The organism is Saccharothrix sp. HUAS TT1, from assembly GCF_040744945.1.
Classification (GTDB): Bacteria; Actinomycetota; Actinomycetes; order Mycobacteriales; family Pseudonocardiaceae; genus Actinosynnema.
Map to the genome: position 1 here is coordinate 5,174,860 of NZ_CP160453.1, position 19,748 is coordinate 5,194,607.

17 protein-coding genes are annotated in these 19,748 nt (G+C 72.1%); 13 read left to right on the forward strand and 4 right to left on the reverse strand.

Annotated features, from left to right (window positions below; all coding sequences use genetic code 11):
• Positions 1-13 precede the first annotated feature (13 nt).
• The 7 genes from sfnG (at position 14) to AB0F89_RS23695 (ending at position 6,589) form a co-directional block, all read left to right on the forward strand.
• A complete protein-coding gene (sfnG, locus tag AB0F89_RS23665; protein WP_367127755.1) occupies positions 14-1,150 on the forward strand; it encodes a dimethylsulfone monooxygenase SfnG in 1,137 nt (378 codons plus the stop codon).
• Entirely contained in the window at positions 1,147-2,364 is a 1,218-nt protein-coding gene (locus tag AB0F89_RS23670; protein ID WP_367127756.1) for an acyl-CoA dehydrogenase family protein, read from the forward strand. Before sfnG ends, AB0F89_RS23670 begins: the two co-directional genes overlap by 4 nt.
• Positions 2,352-3,533: an SfnB family sulfur acquisition oxidoreductase gene (locus tag AB0F89_RS23675; RefSeq protein WP_367127757.1), complete on the forward strand. Its 1,182-nt coding sequence runs from the start codon at positions 2,352-2,354 to the stop codon at positions 3,531-3,533. Before AB0F89_RS23670 ends, AB0F89_RS23675 begins: the two co-directional genes overlap by 13 nt.
• A 12-nt stretch (positions 3,534-3,545) precedes the next feature.
• Positions 3,546-4,094, forward strand: a complete 549-nt coding sequence (gene ssuE, locus AB0F89_RS23680) for an NADPH-dependent FMN reductase (RefSeq protein WP_367127758.1) — start codon at positions 3,546-3,548, stop codon at positions 4,092-4,094.
• Positions 4,095-4,137: 43 nt separating this feature from the next.
• On the forward strand, positions 4,138-5,286 hold the full coding sequence (locus AB0F89_RS23685) for an LLM class flavin-dependent oxidoreductase (protein ID WP_367127759.1): 1,149 nt from the start codon (positions 4,138-4,140) through the stop codon (positions 5,284-5,286).
• Between the two features lie 415 nt (positions 5,287-5,701).
• A complete protein-coding gene (locus tag AB0F89_RS23690) occupies positions 5,702-6,055 on the forward strand; it encodes a transposase (RefSeq protein WP_367127760.1) in 354 nt (117 codons plus the stop codon).
• 93 nt (positions 6,056-6,148) lie between these two features.
• Positions 6,149-6,589 carry a hypothetical protein gene (locus tag AB0F89_RS23695; RefSeq protein WP_367127761.1) on the forward strand — a complete coding sequence of 147 codons (441 nt, stop codon included), beginning with the start codon at positions 6,149-6,151 and terminating at the stop codon, positions 6,587-6,589.
• Between the two features lie 21 nt (positions 6,590-6,610).
• On the opposite strand, the gene AB0F89_RS23700 is transcribed toward AB0F89_RS23695, so the two are convergent.
• The 4 genes from AB0F89_RS23700 to AB0F89_RS23715 are packed head-to-tail and all read right to left on the reverse strand — an operon-like array spanning position 6,611 to position 11,793.
• A complete protein-coding gene (locus AB0F89_RS23700) occupies positions 6,611-8,230 on the reverse strand; it encodes an ABC transporter ATP-binding protein (protein ID WP_367127762.1) in 1,620 nt (539 codons plus the stop codon).
• Positions 8,227-9,102 (reverse strand): ABC transporter permease, encoded by an 876-nt coding sequence (locus AB0F89_RS23705; protein WP_367127763.1) that lies wholly within the window; start codon positions 9,100-9,102, stop codon positions 8,227-8,229. Before AB0F89_RS23705 ends, AB0F89_RS23700 begins: the two co-directional genes overlap by 4 nt.
• Complete coding sequence (locus tag AB0F89_RS23710; protein WP_367127764.1) at positions 9,099-10,121, reverse strand: ABC transporter permease; 1,023 nt, start codon at positions 10,119-10,121, stop codon at positions 9,099-9,101. Before AB0F89_RS23710 ends, AB0F89_RS23705 begins: the two co-directional genes overlap by 4 nt.
• Positions 10,122-10,170: 49 nt before the next feature.
• Positions 10,171-11,793, reverse strand: coding sequence for an ABC transporter substrate-binding protein (locus AB0F89_RS23715; protein WP_367127765.1), 1,623 nt, complete (start codon positions 11,791-11,793; stop codon positions 10,171-10,173).
• 192 nt (positions 11,794-11,985) lie between these two features.
• On the opposite strand from AB0F89_RS23715, the gene AB0F89_RS23720 reads away from it, so the two are divergent.
• The 6 genes from AB0F89_RS23720 to AB0F89_RS23745 all read left to right on the forward strand — a co-directional run bounded on the left by AB0F89_RS23720 (position 11,986) and on the right by AB0F89_RS23745 (position 19,743).
• Positions 11,986-12,882 (forward strand): ABC transporter substrate-binding protein, encoded by an 897-nt coding sequence (locus AB0F89_RS23720; RefSeq protein WP_367127766.1) that lies wholly within the window; start codon positions 11,986-11,988, stop codon positions 12,880-12,882.
• Between the two features lie 57 nt (positions 12,883-12,939).
• Positions 12,940-14,412 (forward strand): MFS transporter, encoded by a 1,473-nt coding sequence (locus AB0F89_RS23725; protein WP_367127767.1) that lies wholly within the window; start codon positions 12,940-12,942, stop codon positions 14,410-14,412.
• Positions 14,413-14,752: 340 nt separating this feature from the next.
• On the forward strand, positions 14,753-15,913 hold the full coding sequence (locus AB0F89_RS23730; RefSeq protein ID WP_367127768.1) for a M23 family metallopeptidase: 1,161 nt from the start codon (positions 14,753-14,755) through the stop codon (positions 15,911-15,913).
• Between the two features lie 623 nt (positions 15,914-16,536).
• Positions 16,537-17,697 carry an aminomethyl transferase family protein gene (locus AB0F89_RS23735; protein WP_367127770.1) on the forward strand — a complete coding sequence of 387 codons (1,161 nt, stop codon included), beginning with the start codon at positions 16,537-16,539 and terminating at the stop codon, positions 17,695-17,697.
• Entirely contained in the window at positions 17,684-18,754 is a 1,071-nt protein-coding gene (locus tag AB0F89_RS23740; protein WP_367127771.1) for an FAD-dependent oxidoreductase, read from the forward strand. Before AB0F89_RS23735 ends, AB0F89_RS23740 begins: the two co-directional genes overlap by 14 nt.
• The gene (locus tag AB0F89_RS23745) at positions 18,751-19,743 is read left to right on the forward strand and encodes an aldo/keto reductase (protein ID WP_367127772.1); all 993 of its coding nucleotides are present in this window, start codon (positions 18,751-18,753) and stop codon (positions 19,741-19,743) included. Before AB0F89_RS23740 ends, AB0F89_RS23745 begins: the two co-directional genes overlap by 4 nt.
• Positions 19,744-19,748: the final 5 nt, after the last annotated feature.

The window sequence follows — 19,748 nt, forward strand, 5'->3', positions numbered from 1 at the left end:
CTTGGAGTCCACCGTGCCCGAAAACCGGGAGCGGGAGCCGCTGAAGTTCGCCTACTGGGTGCCGAACGTCAGCGGTGGCCTCGTCGTCAGCAAGATCGAACAACGTACCGACTGGTCCTACGACTACAACCGCGAACTGGCCGTGCTCGCCGAGGACAACGGCTTCGAGTACGCGCTGAGCCAAGTCCGCTACATGGCCGGCTACGGCGCGGCCTACCAGCACGAGTCGACCAGCTTCAGCCTCGCGCTGCTGCTGGCCACGCAGCGGTTGAAGGTGATCGCGGCGGTGCACCCGGGTCTGTGGCACCCGGCGGTGCTGGCGAAGTTCGTCGCCACGGCGGACCACCTCTCCGGTGGCCGCGCGGCGGTGAACGTGGTCAGCGGGTGGTTCAAGGCCGAGTTCACCGCTCTGGGTGAACCGTGGCTGGAGCACGACGAACGTTACCGCCGGGCCGAGGAGTTCATCCGCGTGCTGCGCAAGAGCTGGACCGAGGAACCGGCCGAGTTCACCGGCGACTTCTACCGGCTGCACGGCTACGACCTCAAGCCCAAGCCCCTGGACGTGCCCGGGCGCGCCCACCCGGAGGTATTCCAGGGCGGCAACTCCACCGCCGCCCGGGCGATGGCCGGGCGGGTGTCTGACTGGTACTTCAGCAACGGCAAGGACTTCGACGGCATCACCGAGCAGATCGAGGAGGTCAACAGCACCGCCGCGATCCACGGGCGCAGGGTGAAGTTCGGCCTCAACGGTTTCCTCATCGCCCGCGACACCGAAGCCGAGGCGCGTGAGACGCTGCGGGAGATCGTCGCCGAGGCCGACACCGAGGCGGTGCACGGGTTCCGCGACGCCGTGCAGCAGGCCGGCAGCTCCACCGGTGACAAGAAGGGCATGTGGTCCGACTCGGCGTTCGACGACCTGGTGCAGTACAACGACGGGTTCCGATCCCGGCTCATCGGCACGCCCGAGCAGGTCGCCCACCGGATCGTGGAGTACAAGCGGCGCGGCGTGGACCTGCTGCTGCTCGGTTTCCTTCACTACAAGGAAGAAGTCGCCTACTTCGGCAAGCACGTGCTGCCGATCGTCCGAGAGCTCGAAGCGTCCCTCGACACCTCCGCCGCCGCCCCCGAACCGATCGGAGCCCGCCCGTGACGGCGTCCGCCCAGCAGACCTGGACCACCACGCCCGCCACCTCCGACGAGTGGACCTCCCGCGCGAGGGAGGTCGCTACCCTGCTGGCCGCCGACGCGGTGGCGCGCGACCGCGTCGGCGCCACCCCGCACGCGGAAGTCGCACTGCTCAAGGACTCCGGACTGGTCACCCTCCTGGGCCCGGTGGAGCACGGTGGCGGCGGCCAGAACTGGACCACCGCCTACCGCGTCATCCGCGAGGTCGCCGCCGGCGACGGGTCGATCGGCCAGCTCATCGGCTACCACTACCTCTGGTTCTGGGCCGCCCGGCTGGTCGCCACCCCGGAGCAGGTCGCAGCCGTGGAGGAGCAGGCCACCCGCGAGCGTTGGTTCTTCGGCGGCGCGGTCAACCCGCGCGACAACGACCTCGTCATCACCGACCACGGCGACGAGATCGTGTTCACCGGCCGCAAGTCGTTCTCCACCGGCGGCAAGGTCTCCGACGTGACCGTGCTGGAAGGCGTGCTGGAGGGCACCGACAAGCACATCTTCGCGATCGTGCCGTCCCACCAGGACGCCATCGTCTTCAACGACGACTGGGACAACCTGGGCCAGCGCCTCACCGAAAGCGGCAGCGTCGAGATCAACGGCGTGCGGGTGCCCTGGGCGCAGGCCGCAGGCTACGTCGACAAGGAGTTCCGACCCCGCACCTACAACACCCTCAACGTCCCGCTGATCCAGTTGGTGTTCACCAACTTCTACCTCGGCATCGCCCAGGGCGCGCTGACCACCGCCACCTCCTACACCAGGGACAAGACCCGGCCCTGGCCCTACGGCGGCGACAACAAGGACTCGGCCACCGAGGAGTTCTACGTCCTGGAGACCTACGGCGACCTGCAGTCCAAGCTGTGGGCGGCGGAGGCACTGGCCGAACGGGCCGCGCAGCTGATCGAGCGGATCAACGAGCACCCCGACGAGGTCACCGCGCGCGAGCGCGGCGAGGCGGCGGTGGTCATCGCGGCGGCCAAGCAGCGCGCGGTCGACACCGGCCTGGAGATCGGCACCCGGATCTTCGAGGTGACCGGGGCGCGGGCCACGGCCGCCTCGGTCGGGCTGGACCTCTTCTGGCGCAACCTGCGCACTCACAGCCTGCACGACCCGATCGCCTACAAGCGGACCGAGGTGGGGCGTTACGCGCTGCTGGGAGAGGTGCCGGAGCCCACGTGGTACACGTGATCACCGACGACGCGGAAGCCGTCCGGACAGCCGTCGAGCTGTCCGGGCGCTTCGCCGAGGGAGCCGCCGAGCGCGACGCGCTGCGGCGGCTCCCGGGCGCCGAGCTGGACGAGCTGTCGGCATCGGGCCTGCTCGCCATCACGGTCCCCGCCGAGCACGGCGGGCCGGACGTGTCGTGGACGACGGTGCTGGAGGTGTTCCGGCTGCTCGCGGTGGGCGACCCGAACATCGCCCAGATCCCGCAGAACCACTTCGTCTACGTCAACGTGCTGCGGCAGCGGGGCAGCGCCGGGCAGCAGGAGTTCTTCTTCGGCGAGGTGCTGGCGGGCAGGCGCTTCGGCAACGCCCAGTCCGAGGCGTGCACCAAGCACGTGCAGGACTACCGGACCCGGTTGCTGCCCCACCCCGACGGCGGGTTCCTGCTCGACGGCACCAAGCACTACTGCACCGGCGCGTTGTTCGCGCACTGGATCCCGGTGCTGGCCAAGGACAGCGACGACCGGGTGGTGGTGGCGTACGTGCCCGCCGACGCGCCGGGGGTGGAGGTGGTGGACGACTGGGAGGGCATGGGCCAGCGCACCACCGCCAGCGGCTCGGTCCACCTGCGGCGGGTGCGGGTGCCCGCCGAGCACGTCGTGCCGCACCACCTGACGTTCACCGGCCCGCAGCTGCACGGCGCGCGGGCGCAGGCGCTGCACACCGCGATCGAGGTCGGCCTGGCCCGCTCGGCCCTGTCGGAGGCGGCGGACTTCGTGCGCACCAAGAGCAGGCCGTGGTTCGAAGCGGGCGTGGAGCGCGCCGCCGAGGACCCGCTGACCATCCAGCGCTTCGGCGAGCTGGAGGTGCAGGTCCGGGCCGCCGAGGCGTTGCTCGTCGCCGCGGGCACGGCGCTGGACTCGGCCGGCGCCGCGTTGGACGACCGGAGCGCAGCGGCCGCGTCGATCGCGGTGGCCGCTGCGAAGGCGTTCGCCGAACCGGTGGCGCTGGAGACGAGCAGCGCGTTGTTCGAGGTGTCGGGCACGCGCTCGGCACTGGACGGGCTGAACCTGCACCGGCACTGGCGCAACGCCCGCACCCACACCCTGCACGACCCGCGGCGCTGGAAGATCCAGCACATCGGTCGCTACGCGCTCGACGGCACACCGCCGCCGCGCCACGGTTTGATCTGACGGAGGTAACCGATGCCCTCGATCCTGGCGCTGTCCGGGAGCCCCTCCCGGGCCTCGCGCACCGCGAGCCTCGTCGAACACCTCGCCGACCGGTTGCGCGGTGACGGCCACGCCGTGCGCGTGGTCCGCGTCCGCGACCTGCCCGCCGAGGCGCTGCTGAGCGCCGACCCCACCGACCCGGCCATCGCCGAGGTCGTCGCGGCGCTGGCGGAGGCCGACGGCGTGCTGGTGGCCTCACCGGTCTACAAAGCGGCCTACAGCGGGGCGCTCAAAGCGCTGCTGGACCTGCTGCCGCAGTTCGCGCTGACCGACAAGGTCGTGCTGCCCGTGCTCACCGGGGGCAGCCCGGCGCACGTCCTCGCCCTCGACTACGCGTTGCGACCGGTCCTGTCGTCGCTGGGAGCCCACCACGTCGTGCAGGGGTGGTTCGTGCTGGACAAGCACATCACCGCCGGCGACGTGCCGGCACTCGCCCCCGAGGCACAGCGCCCCCTGCACGACGTGGTGGACGGCTTCTCCGCCGCGCTGCACGCCCGTCGCTCCCTGCTCGCCGCTCCCTGACGCCCCGACACCCGCCCGACCCCGACGTTTCGACGAGGCGACCATGTCACTGACGTTCCACTGGTTCCTGCCCACCTACGGCGACAGCCGCTACCTCGTCGGCGGCGGTCACGGAGTCGCCACCACGGTGGCGGGCGGTGACCGGCCCGCGACCCTGGCCTACCTGGGCCAGATCGCCCGCAGCGCCGAGCAGCTGGGTTTCGCGGGCGCGCTCACACCCACGGGCGCGTGGTGCGAGGACGCCTGGCTCACCACCGCGATGCTGGCCGCGACCACCGAGCGGCTGAAGTTCCTCGTCGCCTTCCGCCCCGGCCTGGTCAGTCCCACGCTGGCCGCGCAGATGGCGGCCACCTTCCAACGCCACTCCGGCCGACGGCTGCTGCTCAACGTGGTGACCGGCGGCGAGGACCACGAGCAGCGCGCCTACGGCGACTTCCTCGACAAGGAAGCCCGATACCGGCGCACGGACGAGTTCCTGACCATCGTGCGGGCGTTGTGGCGCGGCGAGCGGGTCGACTTCGCCGGTGAGCACCTCACCGTCGAGGACGCCGAGCTGGCCCGCACCCCCGACCCGGTGCCGGAGGTCTACTTCGGGGGGTCCTCACCCGCCGCCGGCCGGGTGGCCGCCCGGCACGCCGACGTCTACCTCACCTGGGGCGAGCCGCCGGACCAGGTCGCGGAGAAGATCGCCTGGATCCGGCGCGAAGCGGCGGCACTGGGCCGCGAACCCCGGTTTGGCGTCCGGCTGCACGTGATCACCCGCGACCGCGCCGACCAGGCGTGGGCCGAGACGGAGCGGCTGCTCGACGCGCTCGACCCGGCCACCATCGCCCGCGTGCAAGAAGGACTCGCCCGCAGCGGTTCGGAGGGGCAGCGGCGGATGATCGCCCTGCACGGCGGCAGCAGGGACGGCCTGGAGGTGCACCCGAACCTGTGGGCCGGCGTCGGCCTGGTGCGCGGCGGCGCGGGCACCGCCCTGGTCGGCAGCCACACCGAGGTCGCCGAGCGCATCGAGGAGTACCACGCGGCGGGCGTCGCGGAGTTCGTCCTGTCCGGGCACCCGCACTTGGAAGAGGCCTACTGGTTCGGTGAAGGAGTGCTGCCCCTGCTGCGCGACAAGGGGTTGTGGCGACACCCCGTGGACCTGCCCGCCGAGACCGCGAGCGGCGTGCCTTTCGCCCCCACGCGCTGATCTGCCCGGCAGGTCGACCGCGCTCACCCGCACGCCGGGGCCGGCGGCACGAAACAGCGGTGGGAACAGCCCGGCTCCGGCGCGCGCACCACCTCCGGCGCACCAATCCGGTCGCGCGCACCTCGTCCTGCCGGGCCTCGGCAGCGGCCTCGGCCGGGTGCTCGGCGCTACCTCACGTTCGGCTGCCTCGGCTCGGCTCACCTGCGCCTCCTGGCGTCCGACAGCCGACGACCAGCGGGTTCGCCTTCCGGGGCGAGCCCGCTGGTGTCGTTCGCGGCTGTGGTCCGGTGCTGATGACGGGCTCGAACAGGTCGGCCGGCACTCCCTCGGCCTCGACGTCCCACCGGGCGGACTTCGGGACGCAGCCCGGACAGTCGTTACGCTGTGTCGAGACGGTGATGACGGAAGGGCGGCCATGGTGTTCGAGCGGAAGTACAGCGACGAGGTGCGCAACGCCGCTGTCCGCCGCGTCGTCGAGCGCCGGCAGGCGGAGCCTGGCAACCGGTCGATCCTGCGCGAGGTGGCCGAGGAGTTCGAGGTCGGCGAGCAGTCCTTGCGGATCTGGGTGAAGCGGCTGGACGACGGGATGTTCAGCGTGGGCGGGGCGGCCGGGCTGCGGCAGGCGCCGAGGGAGCGGCTGCTCGCGCGCATCGGCGAGCTGGAGGCGGAGCTGGAGTCCGCGCACGTGCGGATCGAGGCGATGGAGGAGGAGATCGAGGTGCTGAAGAAGGCCTCGGTGATCTTCGCCGCGGAGCTGGCCAAGCGGTGACGGGGTCCGAGGTGTCCAGATAGCGGTACGGCTGCGGTCCGGAGGGGTGGTTGGCGCACACTGGACGTGCGACCTCGCGCTCTCGGAGGGCAGATGACCGGGTACGACTACATCAGCGCCATCACCGGCTGCACGACCGACGTCGGCGGGCGTTTCGCCGTGCGCGGTCCGGCGTTCGAACTGCTCGCGGACGGCTCGGTGGCCTCGGGTGGTCCCGGCAGGGCGCCGGGCCCGCTCGACCTGCTGGTCTCCGCGCTCGTGGTCAACCTCCTCAACGTGCTGCGCACCGACGGCGACCCCGACGCGGACAACCCCGGCACGCGGGCCGTGAACGTGCGCGCCCGCACGTCGCGCTACACCCCGAACCGGCTCAAGGTGGGCCGGGTGCTGGTCGAGGTGGTCGTGGACGGGCTGGCCGAGCCGGAAGTCGAGCTGCTGCTGGAGCAGTACCGCGCGGGGTGCCGGGTGCTGCCCGCCGTGTCGACCGTGCTGGACGTGGACATCCGCGCGGTGGTGCCCGCCCCGATCGGGTGAACGCGGCTGGCTGAACAGGGGTCACACGGCCAGCAACGCCTGCGTGTAGTCGTGCCGCGGCGTCAGGACCACTTCCGACGTGGGACCGTGCTCCACGACGCGCCCGGCGCGCATGACCGCCACGTGCTGCGCGACGTCCGCGACCACCGCGAGGTCGTGGGTGACCAGGAAGTACGTCAGGTCCAGCTCGCGCTGCAGCTCGTTGAGCAGGTCCAGCACGCGTGCCTGGACGGTCGCGTCCAGGGCGGACACGGGCTCGTCCAGGACGAGGAGTTCGGGCCGTGGCGCCAGTGCCCTGGCGATGGCCACGCGCTGCCTCTGGCCGCCCGACAGCTCGTCCGGCCTGCGGTCCTCGTAGGACTGCGGCAGGTGCACCAGGTCGAGGAGTTCGCGCACGCGGGCGCGGCGTTCGGCGCGGGTGCCGGTCCGGAAGGAGTCCAGCGGCTCGCTGATGATGTCGCGCAGGGACAACCGGGGGTTCAGCGACTCGAACGGGCTCTGGTACACCACCTGCACGTGACGGCGCAGCTCGCGCAGTTCGGCGCGCCGCAGCGCCGGCACGTCGCGGCCGAGCACCCGCACCGCACCGCGGTCCGGGCGTTCCAGGCCGAGGATCAGCCTGCTGGTCGTCGTCTTGCCCGAGCCGGACTCGCCGACCAGCGCGAACGTCGTGCCGCGCGGCACGACGAGGGAGACGTCGTCCACGGCCTGGGTGCCGCGCTTCGCGGTGCCGAACCGCTTGGCCACCGAGACCAGCTCGACCACCGGTGGTGCGGCGGGCTCGACCGCCGTCGCCCGGTTCGGACGCCGCACGTGGGCCTCCGCGATGCTGAGCACGCGACCGTGCGACACCCGTGCGGAACTGGCCAGCAGGCTGCGGGTGTAGTCGTGCCGCGGGTTGGCGAAGACGTCCTCGACGGGGCCGGATTCGATCACCTCGCCGCGGTGCAGCACGACCACCGTCCGGGCGTTGCGGCTGGCCAGCGCCAGGTCGTGGGTGATGAGCACGACCGTGGCACCGTGCTTGGCGCGTGCGGTGTGGATGGCGCGCAGCACCTCTCGGCCGACCAGCACGTCCAACGCGCTCGTCGGCTCGTCTGCGATCACCAGTCCGGGCCGCTGCGAGAACGCGATGGCCACCAGCACCCGTTGGCGCATGCCGCCGGACAGCTCGTGCGGGTAGCACGCCGTGAGCGCGTCCGGGTTGTCGAACCCCAGGTCGAGCAGGTCCTGCCGGATCCGAGCGGTGACCTCGTCGGCGGACAGGGTGGAGCGGGCCAGGGCGAACGCCTCGCGCAGCTGCGCGCCGACCGTCTTGGTCGGGTTGAGCGAGGCGATCGGGTCCTGCGGCACGAAACCGATGTGCCTGCCGCGCAGCGCGCGGAGGTCCTTGTCGCCGTGCCGGAGCACGTCCTCGCCGGCGAACTCGACGCTGCCGCCGGTGATGTGCCCGTTGTGCGGCAAAAGGCGCACGACCGCGTGCGCGAGGGTGCTCTTGCCGGAGCCGGACTCGCCGATCACCGCGGTCACCTGGCCCTCCGGGATGTCCAGGGAGACGGACTTCAGCGCGGTGTCCGATGCGTCGCCGCGCGCGTGCCGGTAGGTGACGGTGAGGTCGGTGATGCGGACGAGCGGTGTCATGCGCGGTCCTCCTGGAACAGGTAGGCGGTGCGGCTGAGCAGCACGACCACGGAGGTCAGCGCCAAGCCCGGGATGATGGCGACCCACCAGGCGTGCGCCAGGTACTTCTGGCCGCCCGCGATCAGCACGCCCCACTCCGCCGACGGAGGCGCCTCGCCGAAGCCGAGGTAGCTCAGGGAGCCGATGGCCAGCATGGCCAGGCCGAAGTGCAGCGCGGTGTAGGACAGCACGGGGTGCAGGATGCTCGGGATGACGTGTCGGGTGACCACCCGCACCGGTCCGGCGCCGCACGTGCGGGCCGCCTCGACGTAGGTCAGCGTGCCGGAGCGGACCACGCAGCCGCGGATCAGCCGGGCGAAACCGGTGGCCTCGCCGACGCCGATGGCGACCGCCGCCACGAACGCGCCGCGCCCGTAGGTGGTGATCACCGCCAGGGCGAGCAGCACACCCGGGACGGCCATGACAGCTTCGGTGAGGATGCCGAGCCCGCGGTCGAGCAGGCCACCGGGCCGCAGCCCGGACAACACGCCGACCACCACCCCGACCACCAGCGCCACGGCGACCGCGAGCAGCGAGGAGAACAGCGAGATCCGCAGGCCGTGCACCACGCGGGAGAACAGGTCGCGGCCGATCTCGTCGGTGCCGAACCAGAAGTCGCCGTTCGGCGCGGTGAACGGCAGCCCGTCCAGCTCGTACGGGTCGTGCCAGGTCACCTGCCCCGGGAAGAGCGCGACGAGCACCAGGAACGCGAACAGCGCCAGGAGGACGTGCAGCTCGCGGACCCGCGGCCGACGCCGACGCCGGACCGGGGCGGCGGTGCCCGGCAGGACGGGGACGGGTTCGACGGCGGCGGTGGCGATGGTGTCGGTCACGCCCGCACCTCCTGGGCGACGGCGCTCGCCGCACGGCGGCGCAGACGGGGGTCGAGCAGCACGTAGCCGATGTCGACCAGGGCGTTGACGGCCACGTAGGCGACCGCGAGCACCACGACCAGGCCGAGCACGACGGTCAGGTCGACCGCCTTGACCGAGTCGACCATCAGCCTGCCGAGACCGACGCGGGAGAACACCACCTCCACGACGACCGTGCCCCCGAGCAGTTGTCCGACCCGGAGGCCGAACACCGCCAGGAACGGGAACGACGCGTTGCGCAGGCAGTGCCGGTAGAGGACGTGGAAGCGGCCGGCGCCCTTGGCGGGCGCGGTGACCGCCGCGTAGGTGGTGCCCAGTTCGGTGCGCAGGCCGCTGATCAGCACCTGGGCGAACTGCGCGGCGCCGAGCAGCGCCAGCACCGCCGTGGGCAGCACCAGCGAGGCGAACCCCTGGCTGCCGTTGGACGGGAACCAGCCCAGCGTCAGGGAGAAGAAGTAGATGAACAGGATGCCGACCCAGAACACCGGCAGGCTCACGTAGGCCGACGGCACCAGCGAGGCCAGCGAGCGGACCGCCCGCGCGCGCGGGTTGACCGCGAGCACGGCCAGCAGGAAGCCGAGCGGCACCGAGAGCGCCAGCGACGCGACGGCCAGCGTGATCGTGTTCGGCAGCACCTCGCCGAGCAGGGTGGTGACCGGCTGCTCGGTGATCAGCGAGCGGCCGAGGTCGCCGCGCACGAGCCCCGCCAATCCGCTCAGGTACTGGGTCCACAGGCTGTCGGACAGGCCGACCTCGTCCCGGAGCAGGTCCAGGTCGAGGTCGGTGACGTCGGCCGAGCCGATGGTGTCGGTGGTGCCGACGCGGGCCAGCACGGCGTCGCCCGGCAGCACGAACAGCAGGAAGAAGGACGCGGAGTAGGCCGCGAAGACCACCGCGACGGCGTGCGCGAGCTTGGCCGCCACGACGCGGGCGAGGTCGCGCGCGGCGTCGGTGCGGGTGGACGGTACTGGTTCGCTCATCGTTGGCTCCCAAGGGGTCGGGACCGCCGGGACGGCCCCGACCGGTGACTCACTGCTGGTCGATCCAGGCGTCGCCGAGCCACGGGATGTGGGTGGCTTCCAGCAGCGGCAGGTGCGTGCTGTTGCGGTGGGCGAGCGGCTGGATGAAGTCGTAGAGGGGGATGTAGTACGCCTGGTCGAGGACGATCTCCGAGGCCCGGCCGGCGAGTGCCTTGCGCGCGTTGATGTCGGGCTCGGCCAGGATCTGGCCGAAGACCTCGTCCAACTCCCGGTCCAGGCCGCCGTAGGTGGAGCGCAGCACGTCGGCATCGGGTCGGGTGCCCGATCCCCACGAGAACGAGTAGTTGCCGGACTGCAGGCGCTGGTTGAGCTCCGCCTGCGTGAGGCTGCCGAACTCCAGCTCGACGCCGATGGCCTTCCACTGCGACTGCACCACGGCGATGTTCGGCTCGTGCGAGATCGTGGACGGGCTGTAGACCAGCTCGAACGACAGCCGCGCGTCGGCCTTGACCCGCACGCCGTCCGCGCCCCGTCGCCAGCCGGCCTCGTCGAGCAGGCGTTCCGCCGCCGCGACGTCCGTCTTGATCCGGTCGGACTGGTCGGTGAAGTACGGGTTGCTCGCGGTGTAGGCGCCCTTGGGCGCGATGTCGATCGCCGAGGCGCGCTTGAGCACCGCGTCCCGGTCGACGGCCAGCGCCAGCGCGCGGCGGACCCGCACGTCGTCCAGGCCGGGCACCTCGGTGTTGGCCACGAACCCGAGCGCCGAACCCGGCAGCGGTTCCCGCCGGATGGTGATCTCCCGGCTGGTGGAGAACTCGGTCTTGTCCGCCGGCTCGGTGTTGTGCAGCAGGTCGAGGCCGCCGGAGCGCAGTTCGGCCGCGGCGATGCTGTTGTCCTGGATGTTGCGCACCTCGATCTTGTCGAGGTAGGGCGCTCCGCGGTTCGCCGCGGGTTCCGGCGCCCAGGCGTAGTCGTCCCGGCGGACCAGCGTGTAACCCTCCTCGCCCCGGCTCTCGGCGGCCACGAACGGCCCGGAGCCGATGATGCCGAGGCCTTCCTGCCGCTTCTCGAACGGCAGCTTGGCGGTGGCGGGCGCCACGACGCCCAGCACGGTGCTGGACACCGCCTGCAGGAACGACGAGTTCGGCTTGGAGAGCTCGAACACGATCGTGTGCGGGTCCGGTGTGGTGATCTGCGCGAGTGCGCCGATCCACTGGTTGGCGACGGCGTACTTGGCGCCGCCGTCGCGCAGCGCCTGGTAGCTCAGCTGGACGGCGGCGGCGTCGAGCTCTTCGCCGTTGCTGAAGGTGACGTCCTGGCGCAGCGCGAAGGAGTACCGAGTGGCGTTGTCGTTGACCTCCCACTTGGTGGCGAGCCACGGCGCGAACGTGCCGTCCGGGTTGTTGAACACCAGGGAGTCCACCAGGCCGCGCAACGGCACGGCCAGGCCGTAGCCGGTCGTGGTGGCGGGGTCGATCGACTTGCCGCCGCCCGCGGCCCGGTACTTGAGCACGCCGCCCTTGACGGGCGTGCTGCTCACGTTCTGCACGCCGCCGCCGGCCGAGGCGCAGCCGGAGAGCACGAGACCGGCCGACGTCAGCAGGACGAGCGCCGCGGTGGCGCGTCGGGGAGGTCGGACGCGCCCGGCCGCGTCGCGGAGGTGCCGCTTCATCGTTGGTGACCCACTCTCGTCTGGAACTCCGTGCGCGGCCCGTGGGCGGCGCGTGCCAGAACGGTAGAGCTGTCATCGCTCGTAGTGGATACCGTCTCGCTGTATGAAACTTCTACGGTGATATGCTTCGAAAACCTAGTGTGTAGCTACATCTACCGTGCAAGTTCTAGCGTACGCACTTGGGGATACCTCATGCCGAAGATCAAGATCGAGGCGACCAGCGCCGTCTTCTACCTGCCGTACTACGTGGCCGAGGAGGAGGGCTACTTCACCGACGAGGGGCTGGACGTCGAACTCATCCGCAACCGGCCCTCCGACGAAACCGGGCTGCGGTTCATCGAGGACCCGCGCAAGGTCTCGTCGTTCAGCAGCTTCAAGTTGTTCGAGGCGGGCGCGTCGCAGCTGTACAACGCCTGCGAGTGGGGCCAGCTGCGCCGCTCCCAGGACAGCCAGGTCAACGGCAAGGTGGTGGCCCGCCGGGCCGCGGTCGCCAGCCAGGCGATCATCGTCCGCCCCGACTCGCCGTACAACGTCCCCGGCGACCTGGCCGGCGTCCGGGTCGGCGTGAACTTCCACCACGGTTCGCACTACCTGGTGCTGCAGACGCTGGAGGGCTTCCTGCGGCGCGACGACATCAACCTGGTCGGCATCAAGGGCAAGGAGCGCTTCGAGGCGCTGCGCGACGGCGACATCGACGCCGTCGCGGTGATGGAGCCGTGGATCACGGTCGCCGAGAAGCAGGGTTACAAGGTGCTCGCCGAGGCGCACTACTACGGTGCGGAGGTCGCCAACGACTCCCTCGACGCCGAGACGTTCACCAGGATCAACCGGGCCGTGGCGCGGGGCGTGGACCGGATCCACGAGGACATCCGGCCGTACCTGAAGCACTTCATCGCGCAGGCGGCGCCGGTCGCCCAGCTGGCGCCGGAGGACTTCAAGACGGGTCGGCTGCGCTACGTCCACCCCGGCCCGTACCCGGAGGACCACTTCAACCGGACCCTGGACTGGGTGGCCAGCTGGGGCTTGATCGACTCGGGCAACGAGTTCGACGCGCTCGTCGACTCCGGCAAGATCCTCCAGGAGGCCTGAGGACGCCGTCGCACGGCGGCGCGGTCAGCGGTCGCGCCGCCGTCGCGTGGTCCCGCCATGCCCACCACCGTCGTCAACCGCCGGGCCGTGCTGCTGCTGTGCGGCGCCACCGCCGGCTTCCTGCTGCTCGACATCCACAAGGTGTCGATCGCCGTGCCCGCGATCGAACGCGCCCTGCGGCCCGGACCGGCGGGCATCCAGCTGATCCAGGCCGCTTACGTCGTCTGCTTCGCCATCACCCTGGTCCCCGCGGGCCGCATCGGCGACGCGGGCAGGCGGCTCGCGCTCGCCTACGCGGGCGCCTACCTCTACCTGGCGGCCAGCGTGCTGTGCGCGGTGGCGCCGACCGCGGGCTTCGTCATCGCGGGCCGCGCCCTGCTCGGCGTCGCCGCCGGACTGCTCATGCCCCAGATGATGGGGATCGTCCAGCAACTGTTCCCGGCAGCCGAACGCGGCAAGGCGTTCGGCGTCTACGGCATGTGCGTGAGCCTGGCGACCGCGCTCGGCCCGAGCCTGGGCGGGCTGCTGGTCACCACACCGCTGCTGGGCTGGCGGGGCGTGTTCGTGATGAACGTCCCGGTGGGCATCGCCCTGCTCGTCGCGGCGCGCACCCTGCTGCCCGCCGTCGGCCGTGACCAGGGCGGGCGGCGCACGCCGGACATCGACGTGGTCGGCCTGGCGCTGGGCAGCCTGGCCCTGGTCGCGTTGCTGACGCCGTTCATCCTCACCACCGGTCGTCCGTCCGACGTCGGAGCGCGGTGGCTCGCGCTGGTCCCGGCAGTCGTGCTCGCGGCGCTGTTCGCGACCCGGTCGCGGCGACGCGTCGCGGCGGGCCGCTCCGGCGTGATCGACCCGGCCCTGCTGCGCATCCCGTCGTTCCGCAACGGCGTGCTCGTCTCCCTCACCTGGTTCGCCGCCGGGCCGGGCGTCGCGCTCGCGCTGACCGTCTACCTCCAGGAAGCCCGTGGCATCACACCGTTCCTGGCGGGACTGGTGGTGCTGCCGTCGTCGGCCACGTCGGTGCTGGGCGCCTGGCTCGGCGGTCGGCACGTGACCAGGCTCGGCCGGGTGCTCACCGGCACGGGCATGCTCCTGGTGCTCGCCGGCACCCTGGGCACGGTGGCGCTGGTGCACTCCGCCCTGTCCACCGCGGCCGTGCTGGCGCTCATCCCCGCGCTGCAACTCGTGCAGGGGCTCGGCGGCGGGCTGGTCGTCTCGCCCAACCACTCCATGACCCTCGCGGACGTCCCTCCCGCGCAGGGCGGCGCGGCGGGCGCGATCGGCCAACTCGGCCAGCGCATCAGCAACAGCACCGGTGTCGCGGCCGCGTCGATGGCGTACTACTCGACGATCTACGGCGCGGGCTCCACGCTGACCGACGCCCCCGCTCCGCTGCACCGCGACGCACTCGACCGGGCCACCGCGGTGGCCTGCCTGTTCCTGTGCGCGGCGATCGTCGTCGTGATCGTCGACCTCCGCCGCCAGAACCGAGCGCGCTACGGGGCGAACCCCACCGCCGCGACCTCCTGAGGTCCGCGCTCGACCTGCCCGCATCGGGCGCCGGTGGACGACCGGGCGGTGTCCACCGCGATCGTCTACGTGCTGACCAGCGGTGCGGGCCGGCTCCGTCGGTGTGCGGCGGGATCGTGCCGGGTGACGGTGGCGATGCGCCACCAGTGGCCGAGCACGTCGCGTGGTGCCGGCGTGCGCGGGCGGCCGCGGGTCGCGACGGCGTCGTGACCCGCGCGCTGCCGCACGACAAGCTCCTCACCGGGCTCGGTGAACTATCCGCTCATAGCCCGTATAGAGGGTGATTTTCTCACTGATGTCGTGATACTGATGGTCTGCACCTCTACCCTGCGGAGGCGTCATGACCGTCCGAATCCGAGCCGCGGCCACCGCTGTCGCGCTGTTGTCCACCGCGATCGCCGCCTCGCCCGCGACCGCCGCGCCCGAAGGGGACGACCTCACCTCGGCGGTGGTGGCCCAAGTCCACCACCTCTCCGCCCAGGCGCTCGCCGCGGACCGTTCCACCGTGGTGACACCGGCGCGGCAGCACGGCGATTGGGCGTTCGGCACCGCCGTGCTCACCACCCGCCCCGGCTCACCGCAGCTGCCCGACGGCTGGCTGTTCGTCGCCCACCGCGCCGACGGCGCGTGGACGGTGGCGCTGGAGGGCGAACCGAGGTTCGCCGAACTGGCCGGGCGGGCGCCGGTCGTCGGTGAGCGCGAACGCACCCTGCTCGCCGGGCAGGACGGCGGCCAACCCGGCGCCGCGGCGGGCGGCGACCTGCGGACCGGCATGGCCCTGCCGTTCGCCGTCGGGCAGACGTGGGGGATGGCGGGCGGACCGCACGGGTGGTCCGGGGCCGCCGCGCCGTGGAGCTCCCTCGACCTCGCGGGCGGCGACCAGCGGGTCCTCGCCGCCCGCGCGGGCACCGCCTACACCATGTGCACCGGGTGGATCCGCGTCATCCACGACCGCGGTTACGCCACCGACTACTACCACCTGTGGAACAACGTCAACGTCAACGGCGCCGCCGTCAGCCAGGGCACGTTCCTGGGCAACACCGGCACGGACGTCACCTGCGGCGGGTCCGCGTCCGGCCGGCACGTGCACTTCGGCCTGCGGCAGAACAACGCCTACGTCGGCATCGCCGACCACAACATCGGCAAGTGGGTCCCGCAGAACGGCGCTTCCGCCTACCAGGGCTCGGCGCTGCACGGCAGCACTCGCGTCTACGCCGGTGGTTCGGTCCACAACTACGGCGCGCTCGGCTTCACCCAGGGCGTGATCGACGCCAACGGCGGCGGCACGGTCAACAAGCGCACCGGCCCGGGCACCGGCTACGCCCTCGCGGGCGGTGTGACCGACGGTGCCACCGTCAGCGTCTCGTGCTCGTCCAACGGCACCTCGCACACCGGGCGCTGGGGCGCCACCAGCCTGTGGAACAGGCTCTCGGACGGCACCTGGGTCACCGACGCGTTCATGTGGACCGGGGTCAACGGGCCGGTCAACGGCTACTGCTGACCCGATCCGTGTGCCGCACCGCCGAGCGGGGATTGGCGCGGCCTCGACCGGAACTCCGGGGAGAACCCCGAGGTCCCCGAAGATCTGCGAGTTCCAGGAAAGCGCATTGTCCAGGATTGTACGGGGCAGGCGGTGCCGCCGGTGATATGAAGGCGCCCAGTGCCGTGTGGGGGGACTGCGCCACACCGCTCACGTCGCCGACACAATCCGAATGCGGGACGTGTCGGAGCACGGCGGTGTCCGACTCGACCCCGACGTGCTGTCATCGGCCTCGTTCAACAAGTACTTCACCAGTTCGTGCGCACCTGGTGCGAGGGTTATGACCGCGCCCTGTCCCGATGTCGGTATTCCAATTCGGTGGTCAACGCCTCGCCCTCCGAGGTGGTGACTCGCAGTATTCCACCCTCACCCGTATGGCGGTTATCCGTGTCGGGGGAGTGGTTGCAGAGTGAGAAGCGGGGTCGGGCATCGAATACCCTGGACGCTCCCGTGGCCGGCCGTGTCTTTCGCAATCGTGTGGCACGTGTCTTTCGAGGTGGGGGTTTATTTTGTCTTCCAGGCGGGGTGTTCGCTTGCGGGAATTCGACCTGAATTTGCGGAATCCTCTTTCACTGCCGGGTGCGGTGTGGCACACCGTCGAGGACGCCGACCTGCCGGCGGCACAGCGGGTGCTCGGTCTGCGCGCGGTGGACCCCGGCGGGGTGTTCGCCTCCTCCGCGGAGCTGCTGGGCCCACCGAACGAGTGGTGCGTGCTGGGGAACAACGTGATCGGCGTGTCCGGCTGGGCCGGCGTGCCGCTGGAGGAGCAGTACCGCGCCGTCCACACCGGTGCCGGCGCGTTCATCGCCGCCGCCATGCTCTACCTGCGGGTGTCCGGTCCGGACGCGGGCGCCCTGCTGGACGCGCTGTCCCCGCGCACCGTGTCCGCCCTGCCTGTCGGGAGCGCGTGCTTCACCTTGTTCACCACGCCCGCCGGCACCGTCGACGAAGAGGCCGTGGTGGTGCGCACGGGCCCCGAGGAGTTCCACCTGTCCTGCGGCGGCGGCAAACCGCCCGGGTGGTTGGACGCGGTGTCGACGCAGTTCGACGACGTCGTGGTGGACACCAGCGACGTGTTCAGCTTCAACATCAAGGGACCGCGCCGGCTCTCCGCGGCGCAGAGCCTGGTCGAGCCGGGTGACCGCGAGCGGGTCGCCGCGCTGGAACCGTTCCGCTCCTGCGTGGTCCGCACGACGGCGGGCGGTGAGGCGCGGGTGGTGCGCACGGTGATCGGCTACGAGGTGTGGGCGCGCCACGACGTGCTGGGGGCGGTCTGGCGGCAGCTGGTGGCCGACCGGCCGGAGATCGTCCCGTGCGCCTGGGAAGTGCTCAACGCGTTCCGCCTGGAGTGCCGCGACATCGTCTTCGCGCTCTACCCCGTGGACATGCACTCGGGCACGACGCTGTGGGAGGTCGGCCAGGGCGGGATGGTCCGGCGCGGCAACGACCACGACTACGTCGGCCGCAAGGCGCTGCTGGACTCCCGCTCGACCCCCCGGCTCAGGTTGCTCGGCCTGTGGTCCGCCGACGAGGTCGCGCCCCCGGCCGCGGGCGGCGAGGTCTACGACCGCGCGGGCGACTTCATCGGCCACGTCACCAGTTCCGCGTTCTCCCCGCGACACGGCCGCGCGCTGGCCTTCGCGCACCTGTTCCCGCACTGCCGGCCCGGGCACCAGGTCGTCGTCGACGACGCGGTGTGGACCGTCACCGACCTGCCCATCGAGGTGCCCGGTGGCAGGCTCTGACCGCGTCGACACCATCGTCGTGGGCTTGGGCGTGATGGGCAGCGCCGCCGCCATGGCCCTGGCCGCCACCGGGCGGCGGGTGCTCGGCCTGGACGCCGCGGCTCCGGCCCACCGCGCGGGCGGCTCCGGGGGCGAGTCGCGGATGCTGCGCCGCGCCTACCCGAGCCACCCCGACTACGGCCCGCTGACCGGGCCCGCGCGTGTCGCGTGGCTGCGCCTGCAGGAGAGCACCGGGGTTCCGCTGTTCCTCACCACGGGCGGACTGCTGGTCGACCGGCCGGGCGGCCCCGCGTTGCGCGCCGCCGTGGAGGCCGCCGAACGCGACGGCGTGCCGCACCGCGTGCTGGAGCCGGAGGAGCTGCGCCGCCGCTTCCACCCGCTGCGCTTCGGTGACGTCCGCGGTTTCCTGGACGAGGAGGCGGGCGTGCTGCTCGCCGAGGCGTGCGTGCTGGCGCTCCAGCACGAGGCGGTGCGCGCCGGCGCGGAACTGCGCTTCGGCAGGCCGGTCGACCTCACCGACCTCCTGCCCCGGTGGGCGGACCGGCACGCCGTCGGGGACGTCCGCGCGGACGTGCTGGTGCTCGCCCTGGGCGCGTGGCACGGTGCGGCCGACGCGTGGCCGCCGCTGGCGGTCGAGCGCACGGTGTCGTTCTGGCTGGACCCGGGCGGGCACGACCTGGGACCCGGCCGGGTGCCGTTCGTGGAGTGGGCCGACGAGGCGGGCGAGTTCTGCCTGCTGCCGGCCTTGCCGGGCGGGGTGAAGGTGAAGTTCCACCACACCGGCGAGCCCGCCGGACCACCACCGCGCCCGGTCTCCGGCGCCGAGGTCGCCGCGGCCGTGGCCCGGCTGCGCGAGGTGGCCGGTCTGGACCTGCGACCGCGCGCCGCGACCGCGTCCTGCTACGCCAACACCCCCGACGGCCGGTTCGTCGTCGCACCGCACCCGACCGCGCCCGACGTCGTCGTGGTGTCCGCGTGCTCCGGCCACGGCTTCAAGTTCGCCCCGGTCCTGGCCGACCGGGTGGTCGCCGTCACCGACGCGAGGAGGGCAGCGTGACCGACATCGGCACCCGGCGGTTGGGCGGGCTGGAGGTCTCCGCCCTGGGCCTGGGCTGCATGGGGATGAGCGCGTTCTACGGACCCGCCGACGACCGGGAGAACCTGGCCACCCTGCGCCACGCCCTGGACCGCGGCGTCACGATGCTGGACACCGCCGACATGTACGGCCCGCACACCAACGAGGAACTGGTCGGCCGCGCGATCGCCGGGCGGCGGGACGAGGTGGTCCTCGCCACGAAGTTCGGCATCCTCACCACCGACGACCCCATGGCCAAGCCCGTCCGCGGGGACGCCGCCTACGTCCGGCAGTGCTGCGAGGACTCGCTGCGCCGCCTGCGGGTGGACCACGTCGACCTGTACTACCAGCACCGCGTCGACCCGACCGTCCCGATCGAGGAGACGGTCGGTGCGATGGCCGAGCTGGTCGCCGAGGGCAAGGTGCGGCACCTGGGGCTGTCCGAGGCCGGCGCCGGCACGATCCGCCGCGCGCACGCCGTGCACCCCGTCGCCGCGGTGCAGAGCGAGTGGTCGCTGTGGTCGCGCGACATCGAGGACGAGGTGGCGCCGACCTGCCGGGAACTGGGCATCGGGCTGGTCGCCTACTCCCCGCTGGGCCGGGGGCTGCTGGCGGGCCGGTTCGCCTCGCGCGCCGACCTCAGCGCCGACGACTACCGGCTGTTCGAGCAGCCCCGCTTCGCCGAGCCGCACATCGGCCGCAACGTGCGGCTCGCCACCGCGCTGGCCGGGGTCGCCGCCCGGTTGGGCATCACCGGCGGGCAGGCCGCCCTGGCGTGGGTGCTGCACCGCGGCGGGGACGTCGTGCCCATCCCCGGCACCAAGCGGCGCGACCACCTCGACGAGAACCTGGCGGCGGTGGACGTCCGGCTCGGGCCCGACGACCTCGACGCGATCGAGCGGGCCGCCGCCGTCCACCGGGTCGGCGGCGGACGCACCGCGCCCGAGCACGCGGACCTGCTGAACGGGTGATCGGG